This is a genomic window from Pseudomonas sp. PGPR N4 (genome assembly GCF_059693665.1).
The window spans coordinates 1,736,431-1,758,154 of sequence record NZ_JCAUKV010000001.1 but is presented as its reverse complement, the minus strand read 5'-3'; the positions used below and the strand labels follow the sequence as shown (position 1 = coordinate 1,758,154).

Below are 21,724 nucleotides of genomic sequence, written 5' to 3'. Positions count from 1 at the left end.
TTGAATGCCCTGGTGTGGATTTTTCAAGGTTTAGTAGTTTTGATGCTGTTCGTCAATGTTGCCCGGCGATCAATGGGTACCTCTACGGTGTAGTATGTTTATTGAGTTTCGTTATTTGGCGAATAATCCTGCGAAATGGATTTCAGAAATTTCCTAAATTAATGTAGTCCCAGGATTGAAATGCTATTAGTTGCTCGCTGTTTTCTTAAGCGCAAGTTTTTATTCTGACTGTACTGGATGCGCTGTAGGAATTGTTACTGTCAATCGCGAGCGGTTAAACGTGAAAAAAATCTGAATTCCACGCAATTATTTTTCAAACGGGCGATTGTGTTGCGCACCGTGGTGCTCTCGCCTCAGCAGCTGCCCTCCGTCCGTCCGGGTTTCTTCTCTGATAGAATGCAAATTTTTGAAGAGCCCCCTCATGCAAATTGCCCTGGCCCCCATGGAGGGGCTGGTCGACAACATCCTGCGCGACGTCCTTACGCGGGTCGGCGGTGTCGACTGGTGCGTGACCGAGTTCATTCGCGTCTGCGACCGCCTGCTGCCACCTTCCCAGTTCGACAAGCTCGCCCCTGAACTGCGCCACGGCGCGCGTACTGCGGCAGGTGTGCCCATGCGCGTGCAGTTGCTTGGCTCCGATCCGGTGTGCCTGGCTGAAAACGCTGCATTGGCCTGCGAGCTGGGCGCGCCGGTGATCGACCTGAATTTCGGCTGCCCGGCCAAGACGGTGAACAAGTCCCGCGGTGGGGCGGTGTTGCTCAAGGAGCCTGAGTTGCTCCACGCGATCGTCCGTGAAGTGCGCCGGGCGGTGCCTGCCCACATCCCGGTCACGGCCAAGATGCGTCTGGGCTTCGATACCCCGGATGGCGCCCTCGATTGCGCTACCGCGTTGGCCGAAGGTGGCTCGGCGCACCTGGTGGTGCATGCACGGACCAAGGTCGAGGGCTACAAGCCGCCGGCGCACTGGGAGTGGGTGGCGCGGGTGCAGGATGTGGTCAAGGTGCCGGTGTTCGCCAATGGCGAGATCTGGACCGTGGACGACTGGCGACGGTGCCGCGAGGTCAGCGGCGCTGAAGACATCATGCTCGGCCGTGGCCTGGTGTCGCGGCCTGATCTGGGCCTGCAGATTGCTGCTGCACGGGCGGGGCTCGAGTATCAGCCGCTTGCCTGGCAGGCGCTGTTGCCGTTGCTGCGCGAGTTTTGGCGTCAGGCCCAGGCCAAGCTGTCGCCGCGCTATGCGCCGGGGCGGATGAAGCAGTGGGTGGCAATGCTGACTCGCAGCTATCCGGAAGCAGTACTGTTATTTGCCGAACTGCGCCGGGTCGATGATTGTCAGCGGATCACCCATTTGCTGGGTGCCGACATCAGCCAGCTGCCATGTGAAGCAGTGGCCTGAGCAAATTTTAAAAATTTTTTTGGTTGAGCTCTTGAAAGCGGTTGGTCGAGCCATATCTATTTAGTACGCGATGCCGAATTCGGGTCGCGGATTGACTCACTTGCTGATTTTCAGGAGTTTATGACCATGACTACCGCTTTCTCCCTTGCACCACTGTTCCGCCATTCCGTTGGTTTCGACCGTTTCAACGACCTGTTCGAATCCGCGGCGCGTAATGAGGCCGGTAGCAGCTACCCGCCCTACAACGTGGAAAAACATGGCGATGATCACTATCGCATCGTGGTTGCAGCAGCAGGCTTCCAGGAATCAGACCTTGAACTGCAGGTTGAGAAGGGTGTACTGACGGTTACTGGCGGCAAACGCGACGCCAGCAACGACGCAGTGACCTACCTGCACCAGGGCATCGCTCAGCGTGCCTTCAAGTTGTCGTTCCGCCTGGCCGACCACATCGAAGTGAAATCCGCAGGCCTGGCCAACGGACTGCTCAGCGTCGAACTGCTGCGCGTCGTGCCGGAAGAAGCCAAAGCCAAGCGGATCCCGATCAGTGCTGACAAGCCAGCGTTGAACTGACGATTGGCTGGGGCCGCCTCGCGGCCCCATTCCTCTATCCCCCGCCTGATCAATAATCCGCCGGTGCCTCAAGCAACATTTGCCTGAACTCGCTCAGCGGCAACGGTCGGCTATGCAAATACCCCTGATACAAATGGCAACCCAGCCGCTCCAGAAACTCCAATTGCTCGCTCAGCTCGACGCCCTCGGCAATGATCGTCAACTCAAGGCTGCGGGCCATGGCGACGATGGCGCGGACGATCTCGGCATCATTGGGATCTATCGGCGCATCGCGCACGAATGACTGGTCGATCTTCAAGGTATCCACCGGCAGCCGCTTGAGATAGGTCAGCGACGAGTAACCGGTGCCGAAGTCATCCATGGCAAAACTCACGCCGTAGCCTTTGAGTTCACGCATCTTGGCGATGGTGTCCTCCAGATTCTGGATCACGATGCCCTCGGTAATCTCCAGCTTGAGCATGTGCCGGGGCAAGCGAAAGTCGTCCAGGCTGCGCAGCACTCTGCCGACAAAGTCGTTCTGGCGGAACTGCCGCGGGCTGATATTCACGCACAGGCTGAACTCGTCCGCCTTGATCAGGCCGTCGCTGAGCATGCCGGCGCAGGCATCACAGGCCTCGTCGAGAATCCAGCTACCCACCTCCAGAATCAGCCCGCTTTCTTCCAGCACCTGGATGAACTGCGAGGGCGGTTGCTGCCCCAGTTGCGGGTGATGCCAGCGCAGCAGTACTTCAGCGCCGACAATGCGATTGTCGCGGGCATCCACCTGCGGCTGAAAGTGCAACGCCAGTTCGCCGCGGGCCAACGCCTGGCGCAGATCATTCTCCATGCGCAGGCGTTCACTGGCGGCCTTTTGCATGGTGGTGTGGTACAGCTGGGTGGTGTTGCGCCCAGAGTCCTTCGCCCGGTACAGGGCAATGTCGGCGCGCTTGAGCAAGTCGGCAGGCGTAGCCCCATGATCGGGGATCAAGGCAACGCCAATGCTGGGGGTGACTTGCAGGCGCTGGCCGTCCAGAGACATCGGCTCGGCGAGCAATTCGCGCAGGGTGTCGGCCAGTTCGCGGACCTTGCCTTCAACCGTCTCGCGGCTGCCTTCCAGACCGCTGAGCAAGACCACGAACTCGTCGCCGCCCAGGCGCGCCACCGTGTCTTCCAGGCGCACGCTAGCCTCGAGCCGGGCGGTGATGACCTTGAGCACGATGTCGCCGACCGGGTGACCGAGTGAGTCGTTGATGTGCTTGAAGTGATCGAGGTCGAGAAACAGCAGCGCGCCGCGCAGGTTGTGCCGCTTGAGCAGGGCGATCTGCTGGCTCAGGCGGTCCATCAGCAGGGCGCGGTTGGGCAGGTTGGTGAGCGGGTCGTGGTACGCCAGGTGGCGAATCTGCGCCTGGGCGTTTTTCAGCTGGCTGACGTCGCGCGCGGTCAGCAGCAGGCATTCGGTGGCATTCAGGGTAATCGGCTCGACCGACACTTCCACCGTCAGCAGCTCGCCGCGTTTGTTGCGTCCGAGCATCTCGCGGTGGTGCACCCGCCCGCGCAGTTTGATCTCGCTGAGCAAGGTCGCCCGTTGCGTGTCGTCGGCCCAGATGCCGAGCTCGTGCACGGTACGCCCGATCACTTCGTCAATGCTGTAGCCCGTCAGGCGGCAGAAGCCGTCGTTGACTTCCAGGTACAGGCCGCTGGCGCGCACGGTTATGGTGATGGCGTCGGGGCTGGAGTGAAACGCCTTGGCGAATTTCTCTTCACTGGCCTTGATTGCCGCTTCGGCGCGCTGCTGCTGAGTGATGTCACGCAGTGAGGTCACGCTGCAGGGCTGGTTATCGACCATGATCAGGCGGCTGGAAATGACACAGGTCATGGGCGCGCCACTACGATGGTTGACCACGACTGCGACGTTGCTCAGCGCCCGTTCGCGGATCACGTGTTCGATACGCTGGGCGCGCTCTGCGGTTTCTGCCCACAGGCCGATCTGCTCGGCGGTGCGGCCGAGCACCTGTTGCGCGCTCCAGCCAAAGGTCTGGCTGAAGGCCGGGTTGATCTCGATGAACTGGCCATTGTCCTGGCGGGTTACGCAGATTGGGTCGGGGCTGACCTGGAAGAGGCTGGCGAACTTTTCTTCAGAGGCGCTCAGGCGCTGCTCGCGCTCGACCTGGTCGGTGATGTCGAGCAGGGTGCCAGCCATGCGCAACGGATTGCCCTGCTCGTCACGGTAGAGGCGGGCGCGGCTTTCTATATAGCGCGCTGTGCCATTTTCCAGCTGCACCCGGTAGGTGATCTGGTAACTGCCCGCCGGGCCTTCGCGCAAGCTGCGATAAGACTGGCGCATGGCCTCACGCTCCTGTTCAGGCACACCTTCGAAAAACGCTTCGAAGGATTCATGAAACGGCACCGGCTCCAGCCCATGCAGCTGCGCGGCGCGCGCCGAGCCGTAGAGCATGCCGCTGGGGATATGCCAGTCCCAGGTGCCCAGCTGGGCAGAGTCCAGCGCCAGGTCGAGGCGTTCCTGGCTGTCCTTGAGGGCAAGCTCGGCGCGCTTGCGCTCGCTGGTATCGACAAAGGTAGTGAGTAGAAACGCTATGCCCTCCAGTTCGTTGCTCTGGGTGCACAGGATGCCGTCGTGGACCTTGCCGCCGCTGCCGCGAAACTGCACTTCCATGGTGATCGGCCCGGTGCTGTAGCGGGTCGCCTCCAGTACCTGCTGGCGCTGTTCCGGATGCACCCACAGGCCCAGTTCGATACTGGTCTTGCCGACGATCTGCGCCCCGGGCCAGCCGAACATGTCTTCAAAATGCTGGTTGACCTCGAACAGCATGCCGTCTTTGCGCCGGCTGAGCAGAATCGCATTGGGGCTCATGTGAAACAGGCTGGCAAAGCGTTTTTCCGAGTTGATCAAGGCCGTTTCGCGGTCGCGCTGGCGGGTGATTTCGCGGATCACGCCGATCATCTGCCGGCGGCCATTGCCGTCGTGGGTCAGGCTGCCGCTGACCTCCAGCCAATGCAGGCTGCCGTCGGGCCAGCGAATCCGATGACGCATGGCCTGCTCGATGGGCTCGCCATTGACCACCGCCTGAAACGCTAGGCGGGTACGCGCGCGGTCTTCCTCCGGGAGCAGTTCAAGGTAGTCGATATCACTGGGCAAAGGCTGCTGCGGATCGAAGCCGAACAGCGCCTGGGTGCCTCGCGACCAACTGATTCGGCCACTGTCGATATCCCACAGCCAAGCGCCCAATTGCGCGCCATTGAGCGCCGCCAACAACTGCGGGGCGTTCTGCCAGGCCAACTCCGAGTCCTGCGGGTCGACAGCAGGAATACGCGGCAAGCGCGGAAAACGGTTAGCTGATTTGGGCATCGATACCAGACCTTTGGCGAGTGACCTGTCCCTGAGAGTGGTGTGCCGCCCCGACGAACCGTCAGGCGCTGCCGGCGTGACTGTCGAGCAGGGCCATGAATGCCTTGGCGGCATTCGAAAGGGTGCGCTCGGTGTGCAGAATGTAGCCTAGCTGCCGCGTCAGCTTTACGCCGGGCAAAGCGATAGGCGCAACCTGATCATCGAGCATGGTGCGCGGCAGCACGCTCCAGGCAAGGCCGATCGAGACCATCATCTTGATGGTTTCCAGGTAGTTGGTGCTCATCGCGATGTTGGGTGTCAGGCCCTGGCTTTCGAACAGGCGCTGGACAATGTGGTGGGTAAAGGTATTGCCGCCGGGAAACACTGCCGGATGGCGGGCGACGTCAGCCAGGCTCACTGTCTCGCTGCTGGCCAGCGGGTGCTCGGGGGCAGCCACCAGATCCAGCGGATCGTCCCAGACCGGCACCGCGCGCACCAGGTTGTGCGGTTCGGGGGCCAGGGTAATTACCGCGATTTCAGCCCGGCCGTGGAGTATTTCATCGTAGGCCGCTTCTGAATCGAGGAACTGAATATCCAGCGCAACCAGGGGGTACTGACGGGTGAAAGCCCGCAATAACGGTGGCAGGCGGTGCAGGCCGATGTGGTGGCTGGTCGCCAGGGTCAGCCTACCCGTGACTTCACCGGTCAGATTGCTCAGGGCGCGTCGTGTATCGTCGAGTACATTGAGTATCTGGTAGGCACGCGGGAGCAGGGCGCGGCCGGCCTCGGTCAGGGTCACTTCGCGGCCCAGCCGATCGAACAGGCGAACATCAAGTTGCTGCTCAAGGCCAGCGATGCGTTTGCTGATGGCGGGCTGGGTCAAATGCAGGCGTTCTCCTGCGCCAGAAAAACTGCCGGTCTCGGCGATGGCGATAAACGCACTGAGGTTGGCCAGGTCCACTGCTGGTATTCCTTTTGGTTATCCAAAGCATAAAAATTATCAATTTGAGTTATTCAATCTAAACCCATAGCATCGTCCGTACAAGCCAAGGGGTTATTGGCATAGAAAGACGCTGATGAGGAACAGTCTGATGGCCGGCAAAACGCTTTACGACAAGCTCTGGGATGCGCATGAGGTCAAGCGACGCGACGATGGTTCGTCGTTGATCTACATCGATCGCCACATCATTCACGAAGTGACGTCGCCCCAGGCATTCGAAGGCCTGCGTCTGGCCAAGCGGCAGCCGTGGCGGATCGACGCCAACATCGCTACGCCCGATCACAACGTGCCGACTACCCCTGAGCGCAAAGGCGGCATCGAGGCCATCGCTGACCAGGTGTCGCGTTTGCAAGTGCAGACCCTCGATGAAAACTGTGACGAATACGGCATCGTCGAATTCAAGATGAACGACATTCGCCAGGGCATCGTTCACGTCATCAGCCCAGAGCAGGGCGCCACCTTGCCGGGCATGACCGTGGTCTGTGGCGACTCGCACACCTCGACTCACGGCGCTTTCGGCGCACTGGCCCACGGCATCGGCACTTCCGAGGTTGAGCACGTGCTCGCCACCCAGTGCCTGGTCGCAAAAAAAATGAAGAACATGCTGGTCCGTGTCGAGGGCCAGCTGGGCGAAGGCGTGACCGCCAAGGATATCGTCCTTGCCGTGATCGGCAAGATCGGCACCGCCGGCGGTAACGGCCATGCCATGGAATTTGCTGGCAGCGCCATCCGCGACTTGTCGATGGAAGGCCGCATGACCATCTGCAACATGTCCATCGAGGCCGGCGCCCGAGTTGGCCTGGTCGCTGTCGACCAGACCACCATCGATTACGTCGAAGGCCGCCCCTACGCGCCGACTGTCAGCCAGTGGCCGCAAGCGGTTGCCGCCTGGCGAGGGCTGGTGTCCGACACCGATGCGGTATTCGATACCGTGGTCGAGCTCGACGCCGCACAGATCAAGCCACAGGTCAGCTGGGGCACCTCGCCGGAGATGGTCCTGGCCGTTGACCAGCGTGTACCGGATCCAGCTGCCGAGCCGGATCTGGTCAAACGTGGCTCGATCGAGCGCGCGCTCAAGTACATGGGCCTGAGTGCCAACCAGGCGATCACCGATATTCGTCTCGATCGGGTGTTCATCGGCTCGTGCACCAACTCGCGCATCGAAGACCTGCGCGCTGCCGCCGAAGTCGCCAAGGGCCGCAAGGTCGCCGCTACCGTCAAGCAGGCGATGGTGGTACCGGGCTCGGGCCTGGTCAAGGCTCAGGCCGAGAAGGAAGGGCTGGACAAGATCTTCATCGAAGCCGGCTTCGAATGGCGTGAACCGGGCTGCTCGATGTGCCTGGCGATGAACCCGGATCGGCTGGAAAGCGGCGAGCATTGCGCGTCGACCTCCAACCGTAACTTCGAAGGTCGGCAGGGCGCCGGTGGTCGTACCCACCTGGTCAGCCCGGCAATGGCCGCCGCTGCCGCGGTGACCGGCCACTTCATCGATGTCCGCGAGTTGATTCAAGGGAGCGCAGCATGAAAGCCTTTACCCAGCACACCGGCCTGGTTGCGCCATTGGATCGCGCCAACGTCGATACCGACCAGATCATCCCCAAGCAGTTTCTCAAGTCGATCAAGCGCACCGGCTTCGGCCCGAACCTGTTCGATGAATGGCGCTACCTGGACGTTGGCCAGCCATACCAGGACAACAGCAAGCGCCCGTTGAACATGGACTTCGTGCTCAACCACGAACGTTACCAAGGTGCCAGTGTGTTGCTCGCCCGGGAAAACTTCGGTTGCGGCTCGAGCCGTGAGCACGCCCCGTGGGCCCTCGACGAATATGGCTTTCGCAGCGTCATCGCGCCAAGCTTTGCTGATATCTTCTTCAACAACAGCTTCAAGAACGGCTTGTTGCCGATCATCCTCAGCGACGAAGAAGTCGACGAGTTGTTCAAGCAGGTCGAAGCCATTCCAGGCTATCAGCTGACCGTCGACCTGCAGGCGCAGGCCGTTACCCGTCCTGACGGCAAGGTGCTGCACTTCGAGATCGACGCCTTCCGCAAGCATTGCCTGCTCAATGGTCTCGACGACATTGGCTTGACCTTGCAGGATAGCGAGTCGATCCAGGCGTTCGAAGCCAGGCACCGCGCCAGCCAGCCATGGCTGTTCCGCGAAGCCTGAAGCAGCGCGCAGGTCGGGCATTAATTTTTGTTCGGCGCGGCCATGGCGGCGGCGCCGTTTGAACGGATAGAGAAAAGCATGAGCAAGCAGATTCTGATTCTCCCAGGTGACGGTATCGGCCCGGAAATCATGGCCGAAGCGGTCAAGGTACTGGAGCTGGCCAACGACAAGTTCCAGCTCGGTTTCGCCCTTGAGCACGATCTGATCGGTGGCGCTGCCATCGACGCCCATGGCGTGCCATTGGCGGATGCCACCCTTGAGCGTGCGCGCAACGCTGATGCGGTGCTGTTGGGCGCTGTCGGCGGGCCGAAGTGGGACAAGATTGAGCGGGACATTCGTCCAGAGCGCGGCCTGCTGAAGATTCGTGCGCAACTGGGCCTGTTCGCCAACCTGCGTCCTGCGATTCTCTACCCGCAACTGGCCGACGCCTCTTCGCTGAAGCCGGAAATCGTTTCGGGCCTGGACATCCTCATCGTCCGTGAACTCACCGGCGGCATCTACTTCGGCGCCCCGCGTGGCCAGCGCGAGCTGGAAGGCGGCGAGCGTCAGGCCTACGACACCCTGCCATACAGCGAAAGCGAAGTGCGCCGGATTGCCCGGGTCGGCTTCGACATGGCCCGCGTGCGCGGCAAGAAGCTGTGCTCGGTCGACAAGGCCAACGTACTTGCGTCCAGCCAGCTGTGGCGTGAAGTGGTTGAAGAGGTTGCCAAGGATTACCCAGACGTCGAACTCAGCCACATGTACGTCGACAACGCCGCCATGCAGCTGGTGCGGGCACCCAAGCAGTTCGATGTAATGGTTACCGACAACATGTTCGGCGACATTCTTTCGGATGAAGCGTCCATGCTCACCGGTTCCATCGGCATGCTGCCTTCGGCCTCGCTGGATGCCAACAACAAAGGCATGTACGAGCCATGCCACGGCTCGGCGCCAGACATCGCCGGCCAGGGCGTAGCCAACCCGTTGGCGACCATCCTGTCGGTGTCGATGATGCTGCGTTACAGCTTCAATCAGCACGCTGCTGCCGAGGCAATCGAGCAGGCGGTCAGCCAGGTGCTCGATCAAGGCCTGCGCACGGGTGATATCTGGTCGACAGGCTGCAACAAGGTTGGCACCAAGGAAATGGGCGATGCAGTAGTCGCGGCGCTGCGGAATCTGTAATCTCTCTGGCCCGCTGCCAATATCTCTCGGTGGCGGCCCACTTTTTAGCAAAGGTGTAGTTGCGATGAAACGTGTAGGTCTGATCGGTTGGCGTGGAATGGTCGGTTCCGTGCTCATGCAGCGCATGCTGGAAGAGCAGGACTTCGACCTGATCGAGCCGGTGTTCTTCACCACCTCCAATGTCGGTGGCCAGGGTCCGAACGTGGGCAAGGATATTGCTCCGCTGAAGGACGCCTACAGCATTGAAGAGCTGAAGACCCTCGACGTCATTCTGACTTGCCAGGGCGGCGACTACACCAACGAGGTGTTCCCCAAGCTGCGCGAAGCCGGCTGGCAGGGTTACTGGATTGACGCTGCATCGTCGCTGCGTATGCAAGATGACGCGGTGATCGTCCTCGATCCGGTCAACCGCAAGGTGATCGACCAGCAGCTCGATGCCGGTACCAAGAACTACATCGGCGGCAACTGCACCGTCAGCCTGATGCTGATGGGCCTGGGTGGCCTGTTCGAAGCGGGTCTGGTCGAGTGGATGAGCGCCATGACCTACCAGGCCGCTTCCGGCGCTGGCGCGCAGAACATGCGCGAGCTGATCAAGCAGATGGGCGGCATCAACGCCGCCGTCAGCGAAGACCTGGCCAACCCGGCCAGCGCCATCCTCGACATCGACCGCAAGGTTGCCGAGGCCATGCGCAGCGAAGCCTTCCCTACCGAGAACTTCGGTGTGCCGCTGGCCGGTAGCCTGATCCCGTGGATCGACAAGGAGCTGCCCAACGGCCAGAGCCGTGAGGAATGGAAGGCCCAGGCCGAGACCAACAAGATCCTCGGCCGCTTCAAGAGCCCGATCCCGGTCGACGGCATCTGCGTGCGCATCGGTGCCATGCGTTGCCACAGCCAGGCGCTGACCATCAAGCTCAACAAGGATGTGCCGCTGGCCGATATCGAAGGCATGATCAGCCAGCACAACCCATGGGTGAAACTGGTGCCGAACCAGCGTGAAATCAGCATGCAGGAGCTGAGCCCGACCAACGTCACCGGTACCCTCAACGTGCCGGTTGGTCGTCTGCGCAAGCTGAACATGGGCAGCCAGTACCTGGGCGCGTTCACCGTCGGTGACCAGCTGCTGTGGGGTGCTGCCGAGCCGCTGCGCCGCATGCTGCGGATTCTGCTGGAGCGCTGATTGCGTTTGCACTGAAGAAAAACCCGCGCTGTTGCCCAGCGCGGGTTTTTTTATGGGCGGTAGATGGCGCGGCCAAGGTACCCCCAGGCTGAGAATCCAAGTAAAGTGCCGCTCCCGCCGTTTCAGCAGAGGACTCCCCATGAGCCAACCCCTAGATATCGCCGTGATCGGCGCCACCGGCAGTGTCGGTGAAACCCTCGTGCAGATCCTCGAAGAGCTCGAATTCCCGGTGGGCACCCTGCATCTGCTGGCCAGCATGGAATCGGCTGGCAGCAGTGTGATGTTCGCCGGCAAAAAGGTGAGCGTGCGTGAGGTCGACAGCTTCGACTTCAGCCTGGTCAAGCTGGCCTTCTTTGCTGCGGGCCCGGCGGTCAGCCGCAGCTTCGCCAGCAAGGCCCATGCCGCCGGTTGCAGCGTGATCGACCTGTCCGGCGAGCTTGAGCACGCCGTTGCCCTGGTACCAGAAGCCAATCCCGAGCAGGTGGCCGGCTTGAGCCTGCCCGCGCTGATCACCAGCCCAAGTGCCAGTGCCGTGGCCCTGGCGGTGGCGTTGGCGCCGCTCAAGGGCCTGCTCGATATCGAGCGGGTGCAGGTCATGGCCAGCCTGGCGGTGTCGGCCCAGGGCAAGGAAGCGGTGGGTGAGCTGGCCCGGCAGACCGCCGAGCTGCTCAATGCGCGGCCATTGGAGCCGCGCTTCTTCGATCGGCAGATCGCGTTCAACGTGTTGGCCCAGGTCGGCGCCGTTGACGCGCACGGCCACAGCGCGGTAGAGCGGCGCCTGGTCAATGAGCTGCGGGCGCTGCTGGATATGCCAGCGCTGAAGATTTCTGTGAGCTGCGTTCAAGTCCCGGTGTTTTTCGGCGATAGCTTGAGTGTGGCCGTGCAAAGCCGGCGCCCGGTGGATCTGGGTGCGGTGAACCAGGCGCTGGAGGCGGCGGCGAGCATCGAATTGGTCGAAGCGGATGATTATCCGACACCGGTGGGTGACGCAGTCGGCCAAGACGTGGTCTATGTTGGTCGTGTACGGCACGGAATTGATGAGCCAGAGCAGCTCAACCTTTGGCTGACCACCGACAACCTGCGCAAGGGTGCGGCGCTCAACGCCGTGCAGGTCGGCCAATTGTTGCTTAAACACAGGCTGTAAAAGATACTGCTGAGCACTTTTGTCCTGCACCGCATGCAGGTTTCGGGACGATTCATACAAGGGAAGAGGTCATGCTTCGAATTCGCAAACTGGTTCTGGCCATGGCGGCAGCTTCGGCGCTGTCGTCTGGCATGGCCAATGCTCTGGGGTTGGGTGAGCTGACATTGAAGTCGGCGCAAAACCAACCGCTGGACGCTGAGATCGAACTGCTCGACGTTCGCGACCTCACCGCTGCCGAGGTGGCACCTAGCCTCGCTTCGCGCGAAGAGTTCGCCAAGGCCGGGGTGGCCTATCCGTCCTACGTCGAGGACCTGACCTTCACCACGGTGCTCAGCCCCAACGGCAAGAGCGTGTTGCGGGTTACTTCCAGTCGGCCGTTGCCGGAGCCGGTGGTCAAGTTCCTGGTGCAGGTAATGTGGCCGCAGGGGCGATTGCTGCGTGACTACAGCGTTCTCCTCGACCAGGCCCAGGCCCAAGGCGCGCAGCCTGCTGCAGCCAATATAAACCCGGCCGTGAGTGGTGCCGCCAACTACACCACCAAGCGCCGCGACACGCTTTGGCAGATTGCTGCGCGCAACAGCCAGGGTGGCTCGGTGCAGCAGACCATGCTGGCGATCCAGGCGCTCAACCCGGACGCGTTCATCGGCAACAACATCAACCAGCTCAAGGTCGGTCAGGTGCTGCGCCTGCCTGATCAGCAACAGATCCAGAGCATCCCGCAGGGTGAGGCCAATCGCGATGTGGCCGAGCAATATGCCGCCTGGCGTGAAGGGCGCAGGCTCGGGCCGCGCGCCCGCCAGCTCGATGCCACTCGCCGCGGTGCCGCTGAAGCCACGCCCGCGCAGATCGCTCAAGGCGACAACCTGCGCCTGGTGACCCCTGGCGGCAAGACCGCCAGGAACGATGCCAAGGCGGTCAGTGACAAGCTGGCCGTGGCCCAGGAAAGCCTGGACACCAGCCGTCGTGACAACGACGAACTGAAAAGCCGCATGACCGACCTGCAGAGCCAGCTGGACAAGCTGCAGCGTCTGATCCAGATGAAGAACGACCAGCTGGCCCGCCTTGAAGCCCAAGGCGCGGCCGAGCCAGACCCGGCCGCTGCAGCTGCGCTGCCTGGTGCAGAGACGCCTGCTCAGCCTGCTGTACCTGCTGTCGATGCGCAACTGGCCCCGGCCGAGCCGGTGGTTACACCTGCGCCAGCTGCTGTGGATACTGCGCCGCAAGTCGCTCCTGCAGATGAGGTCAAGCCGGAACAGAGCGCTCTGGACCAGTTGCTCGGCAACCCGCTGTTGCTGGCGCTGATCGCCGGTTCCGCGCTGCTCGTGCTGCTGTTGCTCCTGCTCTTGCTGGCGCGTAAGCGCAAAGCCGACCAAGAGGCCGAAAAACACCTGCGCATGGCCCGTGCCTTGTCGGAGGAGGGCGAGCGCAACCCTGATCTGGATCTGCCACCTGGCAGCTTCGACGGTCTGGACATGTCGGCGCCGAGCGTGACCCTTGCACCAGCGGTGGTAGCAGCGTCGGCAGCAGCGGCGACAGCGGCCGAGAAACCGGTGGTGCCGGTTGCTCCGGTGGTACCAGTGGTGGAGGCTGAGCCCGCAGCTCAAGCCGATACGACTGATCCACTGCTCGCGGAAGTCGACCTGAGCCTGGCTCGTGGTCGCCTGAATCACGCCGCCGACCTGCTCGAACCAGCGGTTGCTGCCGAGCCGGAACGCAGCGATCTGCGCCTCAAACTGATGGAAGTCTACGCGCGCCAGGGCGATCAAAACGCCTTTGTCGAGCAGGAACGCCAGTTGCCCGCCAACCCAGCCAATCAAGCCGAAGTCGACTCGCTGCGCGAGCGCTTCCCGGCCATGGTTGCAGTGGCAGCTGCCGGCCTCGGTGCTGCGGCGCTGGCCGCTGAGCTGGACGAGCAGTACGTACAGGAGCTGCTGCAGGACGAACAGGACATCCCGGCCGCTGTCGAGCCGGAGCCGGTGCTTGACGATCTGTCTTTCGAGCCCGAGCCGGTAATCACCGAGCCCGCACCTGCAGCAGAGCCTGAGCCCGAGCCGGCCGCACTGGCCGATATCGAACCGGTTGCCGAAGACGATCTGGACACTGCCTTCGACCTCAGCCTGGACGATGACCTGTTGCTGGATGAGCCACTGCAGGCGCAGCCCCAGGACGACCTCACGGTAACGCTGGACGATAATCCGCAAACCGAGCTGAGCGAGCCGGTTGAACCTGTCGCTGCCGCTACCGACGCGGACGATGATTTCGAAGCGCTGCTGGCACAGGCGCAAGCCCAGGCCCAGGCCCAGGCCGAGCCGCAGGCCGTTGATGACCTGGCTGACTTCGACCTTGACGTCGGCGACGTAGCAGTCGAGCCGCCGGCAGCAGAGCCACCGGTAGATGTCGCGGCGGAACTGGCCGCATTCGACGAAATCCCCGAGTTCGATCCGATCTCCGAGCTGGAGCTGCCAGACGACTTCGATCTGTCGCTGTCGCTGGACGACGACTCGCCGGCAGCGCAGAACTTCGCCTCCGAGCTGGACGACGTCAACGCCGAACTCGACAAGCTGTCGCAGAGCCTGGAAACCCCGCCGCTCGAGCCGCAGTTCACGGCCGCCGATGCCGAGCAGGAGCTGGAGCCGCTGGACGATTTGGACTTCGACTTCTTCTCCGGCGCCGATGAGGTCGCGACCAAGCTTGACCTGGCGCGTGCCTACATCGACATGGGTGACCATCAAGGCGCGCGGGACATCCTTGATGAAGTGGTCAAGGACGGCGACGACACCCAGCGCAGCGAAGCTGAGGACATGCTCTCGCGTCTGGTCTAGTCAGCCAGTTCAGCAGAACGGGGCAGGGCCGACATGGCGCCTGCCCGGCAACGGCAGCCCTATCGGCTGCCGTTGTCGTTATACTGCCGCCTTTTGTTCCATCCACAGGTTTCAGTTACTTGGACATCATCGACATCGACCGGGCCGAATCGGCGGCCGAAGGCTTCTCCCGGATTGCCCTGGGCGTGGAATACAAGGGCGCCCGCTACCGTGGCTGGCAGCGCCAGACCAGTGGCGTACCGAGTGTTCAGCAGGCGCTTGAGCAGGCCCTGTCGAAGGTGGCCAATGCACCCATTACCGTGTCTTGCGCCGGGCGCACCGATGCCGGTGTGCATGCCAGTGGTCAAGTTGTGCATTTCGATACCAATGCGTTGCGCGACGAGCGTGCCTGGACCATGGGTACCAATTACAATCTGCCCCACGACATCAGCGTGACCTGGGCGACGGTCATGCCGGCGGATTTTCACGCCCGCTTCAAAGCCAACGCCCGACGTTATCGCTACGTCATCTACAATGATCCGATCCGCCCGGCGCACCTGGCCGAGGAAGTCACCTGGAACCACCGCCCACTCGACGTCGAGCGCATGGCCGAGGCCGCTCGATGCCTGCTCGGTACCCACGACTTCAGCGCCTTTCGCGCCAGCCAGTGTCAGGCCAAGTCGCCGGTCAAGGAGATGTACCACCTGCGCGTGACCCGGCACGGCCAGATGATCGTGCTCGACATCCGCGCCAGCGCCTTTCTGCACCACATGGTGCGTAACATCGCTGGTGTGTTGATGAGCATCGGCAGCGGTGAGCGGCCAGTGGCCTGGGCTCGTGAAGTGCTGGAAAGCCGCGACCGGCGCGAAGCCGGAGTTACCGCGCATCCGTATGGGCTGTACCTGGTGCAGGTCGAATATCCCGAGCCATTCGTGCTGCCTCAGCGTTACATCGGCCCACACTTTCTCAGCGGTTTCGATACCTTGGCGGACTGACGCGGCATCCAGCGTTTGCTACCATCCGCCCCCTATCGATTACCGAGGGTCGCCGTCCATGAGCAACGTGCGCAGCAAAATCTGCGGGATTACCCGCATCGAGGATGCCCTGGCTGCCGCCGACGCAGGCGCCGATGCCATTGGTCTGGTGTTCTACGCCAAGAGCCCGCGTGCGGTCGACGTGCACCAGGCGCGGGCGATCATCGCCGCGCTGCCGCCGTTCGTGACCACGGTCGGTTTGTTCGTCAATGCCTCACGCTGCGAACTCAACGAGATCCTCGAGGCGGTGCCGTTGGACCTGCTACAGTTCCACGGCGACGAAACCCCGAGCGACTGTGTGGGCTTCAACCGGCCATACATCAAGGCCCTGAGGGTGCGCCCGGGGGATGATCTGGAGGCGGCTTGCCAGTACTACGCGGGTGCCAGCGGAATTCTGCTGGATACGTTCGTCGCCGGCGTGCCTGGTGGCACCGGCGAGGCGTTCGACTGGTCGTTGGTGCCGGCGCAGTTAAGCAAGCCGATCATCCTTGCCGGCGGCCTGAGCGCAGACAACGTCGCCCAGGCAATCGCCCAGGTGCAGCCGTATGCGGTGGATGTCAGCGGCGGCGTCGAGCAGGCCAAGGGCATCAAGGACGCGGCCAGGATCGAAGCGTTCATGCGCGCAGTGCGCCAGGCATGAGTGCAGATGTGACGGCTGGCCGCGCGCCATCGTCCATAGCTTTCGCAGCCTGGTGCTGCCCGGCGCGCGCTGTGGCGCAGCCGAACAGATTGAACACGGCCCGGTCGTCCGGCCGGCACCGCACTACCGCGGGCCACGGAACCGAGCTGGTAGCGAATCATTTGAAAAAATTGAGCTCAAGGGCAGGGCTTGGCCGGCGTGACCGGTCCCCGTCCGTCAAATACTGGAGAGACGAAGCATGAGCAACTGGTTAGTCGACAAACTGATCCCTTCGATCATGCGTTCCGAGGTGAAGAAAAGCTCGGTGCCTGAAGGCCTTTGGCACAAGTGCCCGGCCTGCGAGAACGTGCTGTATCGCCCGGAGCTGGAAAAGACCCTCGACGTCTGCCCCAAGTGCAACCACCACATGCGTATCGGTGCCCGTGCGCGCATCGACATCTTCCTCGACGCCGAAGGCCGTGCCGAGCTGGGTGCCGATCTGGAACCGGTCGACCGCCTCAAGTTCCGCGATGGCAAGAAGTACAAGGACCGTCTGGTCGGCGCGCAGAAGCAGACCGGCGAGAAAGACGCCCTGATCTCCATGAGCGGCACCCTGATGGGCATGCCGGTCGTGGTCAGCGCCTTCGAATTCTCGTTCATGGGGGGCTCGATGGGTGCCGTGGTCGGTGAACGCTTCGTGCGTGCTGCCAACTATGCCCTGGAACATCGCTGCCCGATGATCTGCTTCTCCGCTTCCGGCGGTGCGCGCATGCAGGAAGCGCTGATCTCGCTGATGCAGATGGCCAAGACCTCGGCAGTGCTGGCGCGTCTGCGTGAAGAAGGCATCCCGTTCATTTCGGTGCTGACCGACCCGGTTTATGGCGGCGTTTCTGCTTCGCTGGCTATGCTCGGCGACGTGATCGTTGGCGAGCCCAAGGCGCTGATCGGCTTCGCCGGCCCGCGCGTAATCGAGCAGACCGTGCGCGAGAAGCTGCCAGAAGGCTTCCAGCGCAGCGAGTTCCTGCTGGAGCACGGTGCCATCGACCTGATCATCTCCCGTCCTGAACTGCGTCCACGTCTGGCCCGTCTGCTGGCGCAGATGACCGGTCAGCCAACGCCTGCCCAGGCCCTGGTGCAGGAAGTGGCGGCCGTCGCCTGATGAGTCAGCGCACCCTCGGCGAATGGCTCGCCTATCTCGAGCAGTTGCACCCTTCAGCCATCGACATGGGCCTGGAGCGTTCGCAGCAGGTGGCGCAGCGGCTCGGGCTGGGCAAGCTGGCGCAGCGGGTAGTGACGGTTACCGGCACCAACGGCAAGGGCTCGACCTGTGCCTTTGTCGCAGCGTTGCTCAAGGCCCAGGGCCTGCGCGTTGGCGTGTACAGCTCGCCGCACCTGCTGCGCTACAACGAGCGGGTGCGCATCGATGGCGTCGATGCCAGCGATGAGCGCCTGTGCGAGGCGTTTGTCGCCGTCGAGGCTGCACGCGGTGACACCTCCTTGACCTATTTCGAGATGGGCACCCTGGCGGCGTTCTGGCTGTTCGAGCGGTCGGCGCTGGATGCCGTGGTGCTTGAAGTCGGCCTCGGTGGGCGGCTGGATACCGTCAATCTTGTCGATGCCGATCTGGCGCTGGTCACCAGTATCGGCGTCGATCACGTCGAATACCTGGGCGACACGCGAGAGTCGGTGGCGTTCGAGAAGGCGGGCATCTTCCGTCCGGGCAAACCGGCCCTGTGTGGTGATCTCGAGCCGCCGCAGCCGTTGCTGGATAAAGCCCGCGAGCTGGACTGCCCGTTGTTCCTGCGCAGCCGCGATTTTGACCTGAGCCTGGCTGCCGATAGCTGGCACTGGCGGGGGCGGACCCTGGATGGCGCGGCGGTCGAACTGCATGACCTGCCGTTGCTCGATCTGCCTATGGAAAACGCCGCGCTCGCGTTGCAGGCCTATCTGCTGATGGGGCTGGAGTGGGACGCGGCGCAGGTACGTCAGGCACTGCTGGACACGCGCATGACCGGTCGCCTCGACCGGCGTTCGCTGACTTGGCAGGGTACACCTGTCGAGGTCCTGCTGGATGTCGGCCACAACCCGCATGCGGCCGAGTACCTGGCGCGACGGCTGGCTTCCAGGCCACCACTGGGCAAACGCCTGGCGGTGTTCGGCCTGCTCGCCGACAAGGACCTCGACGGCGTGCTCGCGCCGCTGCAGGGGCTGTTCGACAGCTGGGCCGTGGCACCGCTCGACACCCCGCGCAGTCGCCCGGCTGGCGAGCTTGCGCAGGCCTTGACGAACCTTGGCCAGTCGGTGAAGTCTTACCCCAGCGTCGAGGCCGCTTTGCAGGGCCAGTGCGCACACGCGACCGGCTATGATCAGATCGTGCTGTTCGGTTCGTTTTTCTGTGTTGCCCAGGCCTTGCAATGGCTTGCGCAGCAGGCTCCTGAGGGCGGAGTAAATGGCAGTGCTGGATAAGGGAATGAAACAGCGCATGGTCGGTGCGTTGGTGCTGGTTGCACTGGCGGTGATCTTCTTGCCGATGCTGTTCACCCGCGAAGACGAGATGCGCCAGGTCCGGGTCGATGCGCCCGAGGCCCCGGCTATGCCGAGCTTGCCGCAGGTGCAGGTCGAGACGATCCAGGTGCCCGAGCAGCAGCCGATTGTCGAGCAGCCACCGGTGGTGGTCGATGAGTCGACCGCGCCACCGTCCACGCCGAGCCAGCCTATCAGTGCTGCACCGTCGCCAGCGCCGGTAACTGCGCCAGCGCCTGCGCCGAAGGTCGAGAACCGTGCGCCGGTCACCGCGCCAGCCACCGCCAGCGCCGCCGCCACCAAGCCTGCCGCCGCGTCCAAGATCGATACCAATGGTCTGCCGGTCAGTTGGTCGATCCAGTTGGCCAGTCTGTCCAACCGGGCCGGTGCCGACAACTTGCAAAAGACCCTGCGCAGCCAGGGTTACAACGCCTACATCCGCTCCGCCGATGGCATGAACCGGGTCTACGTCGGGCCGTTGATCGAGCGCGCCGAGGCCGAGCGCCTGCGTGATGTGATCAACCGTCAGCAGAAGCTCAAGGGCTTTGTCACCCGCTTCCAGCCCGAGCGCAACTGAGTCCGGAATGTCGCTTTGCCAGCGTCGCCAGCGCTGGTGAAGCAACACCCTGACATTCCGCTTACTCCCAGCCCGTTGCTCTGGTAAAATGCGCCGCCTCAAACGTATGCAGGCGGCACCGTGGCATTTACCTGGGTTGATTGGGCGATCATCGCTGTTATCGCCGTCTCCACATTGATCAGTTTGACACGCGGCTTCGTCAAGGAAGCCCTGTCGCTGGTCATCTGGATTACCGCGGGTGCGGTTGCCTGGATGTTCGGCGGCTCGTTGGCGCAGTACCTGGAAAGCTACATCCAGACGCCTTCGGCACGGGTCATCGCCGGCTGTACCATTCTTTTTGTCGCCACGCTGATTGTCGGGGCGATGCTCAATTTCCTGATAGGCGAGCTGATCCGCGTGACCGGGCTGTCCGGCACCGATCGCTTTCTGGGCATGGCCTTCGGCGCCGCCCGTGGAGCCCTTTTGGTTGTCGTGGCAGTCGGTCTGCTCAGCCTTGGCCCTGTACAACAGGACCCATGGTGGCAAGAGTCGCGCCTGATACCTCAATTTCTATTGGTCGCTGACTGGTCGAAAAACCTTATCCTGGGTTTCACCAGCCAGTGGATGTCCAGTGGGATCAGCGCACCTGCTGATCTTCCGTTCAAGGAACAGTTGCTGGGGCCATCGCGGCCTTGAGCGCTATTCACTCAAGTTTCATCAAAGTAGGGGTTGCGTCGCATGTGTGGCATCACCGGTATTGTCGGTAAGTCGAACGTCAATCAGGCGCTGTATGATGCGCTTACGGTCCTCCAGCACCGCGGCCAGGATGCTGCCGGTATCGTCACCAGCCATGACGGCCGGTTATTCCTGCGCAAGGACAATGGCCTGGTGCGCGACGTATTCCAGCAGCGGCACATGCAGCGTCTGGTCGGCCACATGGGCATTGGCCACGTGCGCTACCCGACTGCGGGCAGCTCGACCTCGGCCGAGGCCCAGCCGTTCTACGTCAACTCGCCGTACGGCATCACCTTGGCCCACAACGGCAACTTGACCAATGTCGAGCAGTTGGCAAAGGAGATCTACGAGTCCGATCTGCGCCACGTCAACACCAATTCCGATTCGGAAGTGCTGCTCAACGTGTTCGCCCACGAGCTGGCCGTGCGCGGCAAGCTGCAGCCTACCGAAGAAGACGTCTTCGCGGCGGTCTCCCACGTGCACAGCCGTTGTGTTGGTGGTTACGCGGTAGTAGCGATGATCACCGGCTACGGCATCGTCGGCTTCCGTGACCCCAACGGCATTCGCCCGGTGGTGTTCGGCCAGCGTCACACCGACGAGGGCGTGGAGTACATGATCGCCTCCGAAAGCGTCGCCCTCGACGTGCTCGGCTTCACCCTGATCCGTGACCTGGCACCGGGCGAAGCGGTGTACATCACCGAGGAAGGCCAGCTGCACACCAAGCAGTGCGCGCATAACCCAATGCTCAAGCCGTGCATCTTCGAGCACGTCTACCTGGCGCGTCCTGACTCGATCATGGATGGCGTCTCGGTGTACAAGGCGCGGCTGCGCATGGGCGAGAAACTCGCCGACAAGATCATGCGCGAGCGTCCTGAGCATGACATCGACGTGGTTATCCCGATTCCGGACACCAGCCGTACCGCAGCGCTGGAGCTGGCCAACCGTCTGGGCGTGAAGTTCCGCGAAGGCTTCGTCAAGAACCGCTACATCGGCCGTACCTTCATCATGCCCGGCCAGGCCGCGCGCAAGAAGTCGGTGCGCCAGAAGCTCAACGCCATCGAGCTGGAATTCCGCGGCAAGAACGTGATGCTCGTCGACGACTCGATCGTGCGCGGTACCACCTGCAAGCAGATCATCCAGATGGCCCGCGAGGCCGGCGCGAAAAACGTCTACTTCTGTTCCGCTGCCCCGGCAGTGCGTTACCCCAACGTCTACGGCATCGACATGCCGAGTGTCCACGAACTGATCGCCCACAACCGTACCACCGACCAGGTGGCCGAGTTGATCGGCGCCGACTGGCTGATCTATCAGGACTTGCCAGACCTGATCGATTCGGTCGGTGGCGGCAAGATCAAGATCGAGCATTTCGACTGCGCAGTGTTCGACGGTGAATACGTCACCGGCGACATCGACGACGCCTACCTGGACCGTATCGAGCAAAATCGCAACGATGCGGCGAAGGTCAAGACTCAGGCTGTCAGCGCGATCATCGACCTCTACAACAACTGATTGGGAGT

General features: G+C 62.4%; 17 protein-coding genes. 15 read left to right on the top strand and 2 right to left on the bottom strand.

The features are described from left to right. Positions 1-421: 421 nt before the first annotated feature. Positions 422-1,396 (top strand): tRNA dihydrouridine synthase, encoded by a 975-nt coding sequence (locus AC58X1_RS07870; RefSeq protein ID WP_101321437.1) that lies wholly within the window; start codon positions 422-424, stop codon positions 1,394-1,396. A 126-nt stretch (positions 1,397-1,522) separates the two neighbouring features. Then, entirely contained in the window at positions 1,523-1,966 is a 444-nt protein-coding gene (locus AC58X1_RS07865) for an Hsp20 family protein (protein WP_101321435.1), read from the top strand. Positions 1,967-2,015: 49 nt separating this feature from the next. Here the strand turns inward: AC58X1_RS07865 and AC58X1_RS07860 are convergent, their stop codons facing one another. Together AC58X1_RS07860 and AC58X1_RS07855 are read right to left on the bottom strand one after the other, a co-directional pair. Beyond that, positions 2,016-5,312, bottom strand: coding sequence for a PAS domain S-box protein (locus AC58X1_RS07860; RefSeq protein WP_497428606.1), 3,297 nt, complete (start codon positions 5,310-5,312; stop codon positions 2,016-2,018). A 61-nt stretch (positions 5,313-5,373) separates the two neighbouring features. Then, a complete protein-coding gene (locus AC58X1_RS07855) occupies positions 5,374-6,252 on the bottom strand; it encodes a LysR family transcriptional regulator (RefSeq protein ID WP_101321431.1) in 879 nt (292 codons plus the stop codon). A 130-nt stretch (positions 6,253-6,382) separates the two neighbouring features. On the opposite strand from AC58X1_RS07855, the gene leuC reads away from it, so the two are divergent. From leuC to purF, 13 genes are all read left to right on the top strand, one after another. Further along, entirely contained in the window at positions 6,383-7,816 is a 1,434-nt protein-coding gene (leuC, locus tag AC58X1_RS07850) for a 3-isopropylmalate dehydratase large subunit (protein ID WP_101321429.1), read from the top strand. After that, positions 7,813-8,457, top strand: a complete 645-nt coding sequence (gene leuD, locus AC58X1_RS07845) for a 3-isopropylmalate dehydratase small subunit (protein WP_101321427.1) — start codon at positions 7,813-7,815, stop codon at positions 8,455-8,457. The genes leuC and leuD overlap by 4 nt, the downstream gene beginning before the upstream one ends. 78 nt (positions 8,458-8,535) lie before the next feature. Beyond that, entirely contained in the window at positions 8,536-9,618 is a 1,083-nt protein-coding gene (gene leuB / locus AC58X1_RS07840; RefSeq protein WP_150572950.1) for a 3-isopropylmalate dehydrogenase, read from the top strand. Positions 9,619-9,682: 64 nt separating this feature from the next. Continuing rightward, the gene (asd, locus tag AC58X1_RS07835; protein ID WP_101321423.1) at positions 9,683-10,795 is read left to right on the top strand and encodes an aspartate-semialdehyde dehydrogenase; all 1,113 of its coding nucleotides are present in this window, start codon (positions 9,683-9,685) and stop codon (positions 10,793-10,795) included. A 139-nt stretch (positions 10,796-10,934) separates the two neighbouring features. Then, positions 10,935-11,939, top strand: coding sequence for an aspartate-semialdehyde dehydrogenase (locus tag AC58X1_RS07830; protein ID WP_497428605.1), 1,005 nt, complete (start codon positions 10,935-10,937; stop codon positions 11,937-11,939). A 71-nt stretch (positions 11,940-12,010) separates the two neighbouring features. Further along, the gene (locus AC58X1_RS07825; protein ID WP_497428604.1) at positions 12,011-14,761 is read left to right on the top strand and encodes a motility hub landmark protein FimV; all 2,751 of its coding nucleotides are present in this window, start codon (positions 12,011-12,013) and stop codon (positions 14,759-14,761) included. A 119-nt stretch (positions 14,762-14,880) separates the two neighbouring features. Continuing rightward, positions 14,881-15,735, top strand: coding sequence for a tRNA pseudouridine(38-40) synthase TruA (gene truA / locus AC58X1_RS07820; RefSeq protein ID WP_497428603.1), 855 nt, complete (start codon positions 14,881-14,883; stop codon positions 15,733-15,735). A 58-nt stretch (positions 15,736-15,793) separates the two neighbouring features. Then, positions 15,794-16,414: a phosphoribosylanthranilate isomerase gene (locus AC58X1_RS07815; RefSeq protein ID WP_497428602.1), complete on the top strand. Its 621-nt coding sequence runs from the start codon at positions 15,794-15,796 to the stop codon at positions 16,412-16,414. 238 nt (positions 16,415-16,652) lie between these two features. Beyond that, positions 16,653-17,552: an acetyl-CoA carboxylase, carboxyltransferase subunit beta gene (gene accD, locus AC58X1_RS07810; protein WP_101321413.1), complete on the top strand. Its 900-nt coding sequence runs from the start codon at positions 16,653-16,655 to the stop codon at positions 17,550-17,552. Beyond that, positions 17,552-18,859, top strand: a complete 1,308-nt coding sequence (gene folC / locus AC58X1_RS07805) for a bifunctional tetrahydrofolate synthase/dihydrofolate synthase (RefSeq protein ID WP_497428601.1) — start codon at positions 17,552-17,554, stop codon at positions 18,857-18,859. Before accD ends, folC begins: the two co-directional genes overlap by 1 nt. After that, positions 18,843-19,493 carry an SPOR domain-containing protein gene (locus AC58X1_RS07800; protein WP_150570208.1) on the top strand — a complete coding sequence of 217 codons (651 nt, stop codon included), beginning with the start codon at positions 18,843-18,845 and terminating at the stop codon, positions 19,491-19,493. Before folC ends, AC58X1_RS07800 begins: the two co-directional genes overlap by 17 nt. Positions 19,494-19,613: 120 nt before the next feature. Continuing rightward, positions 19,614-20,168, top strand: coding sequence for a CvpA family protein (locus AC58X1_RS07795; protein WP_101321407.1), 555 nt, complete (start codon positions 19,614-19,616; stop codon positions 20,166-20,168). Positions 20,169-20,210: 42 nt separating this feature from the next. After that, entirely contained in the window at positions 20,211-21,716 is a 1,506-nt protein-coding gene (gene purF / locus AC58X1_RS07790; RefSeq protein WP_101321405.1) for an amidophosphoribosyltransferase, read from the top strand. Positions 21,717-21,724 lie beyond the last annotated feature (8 nt).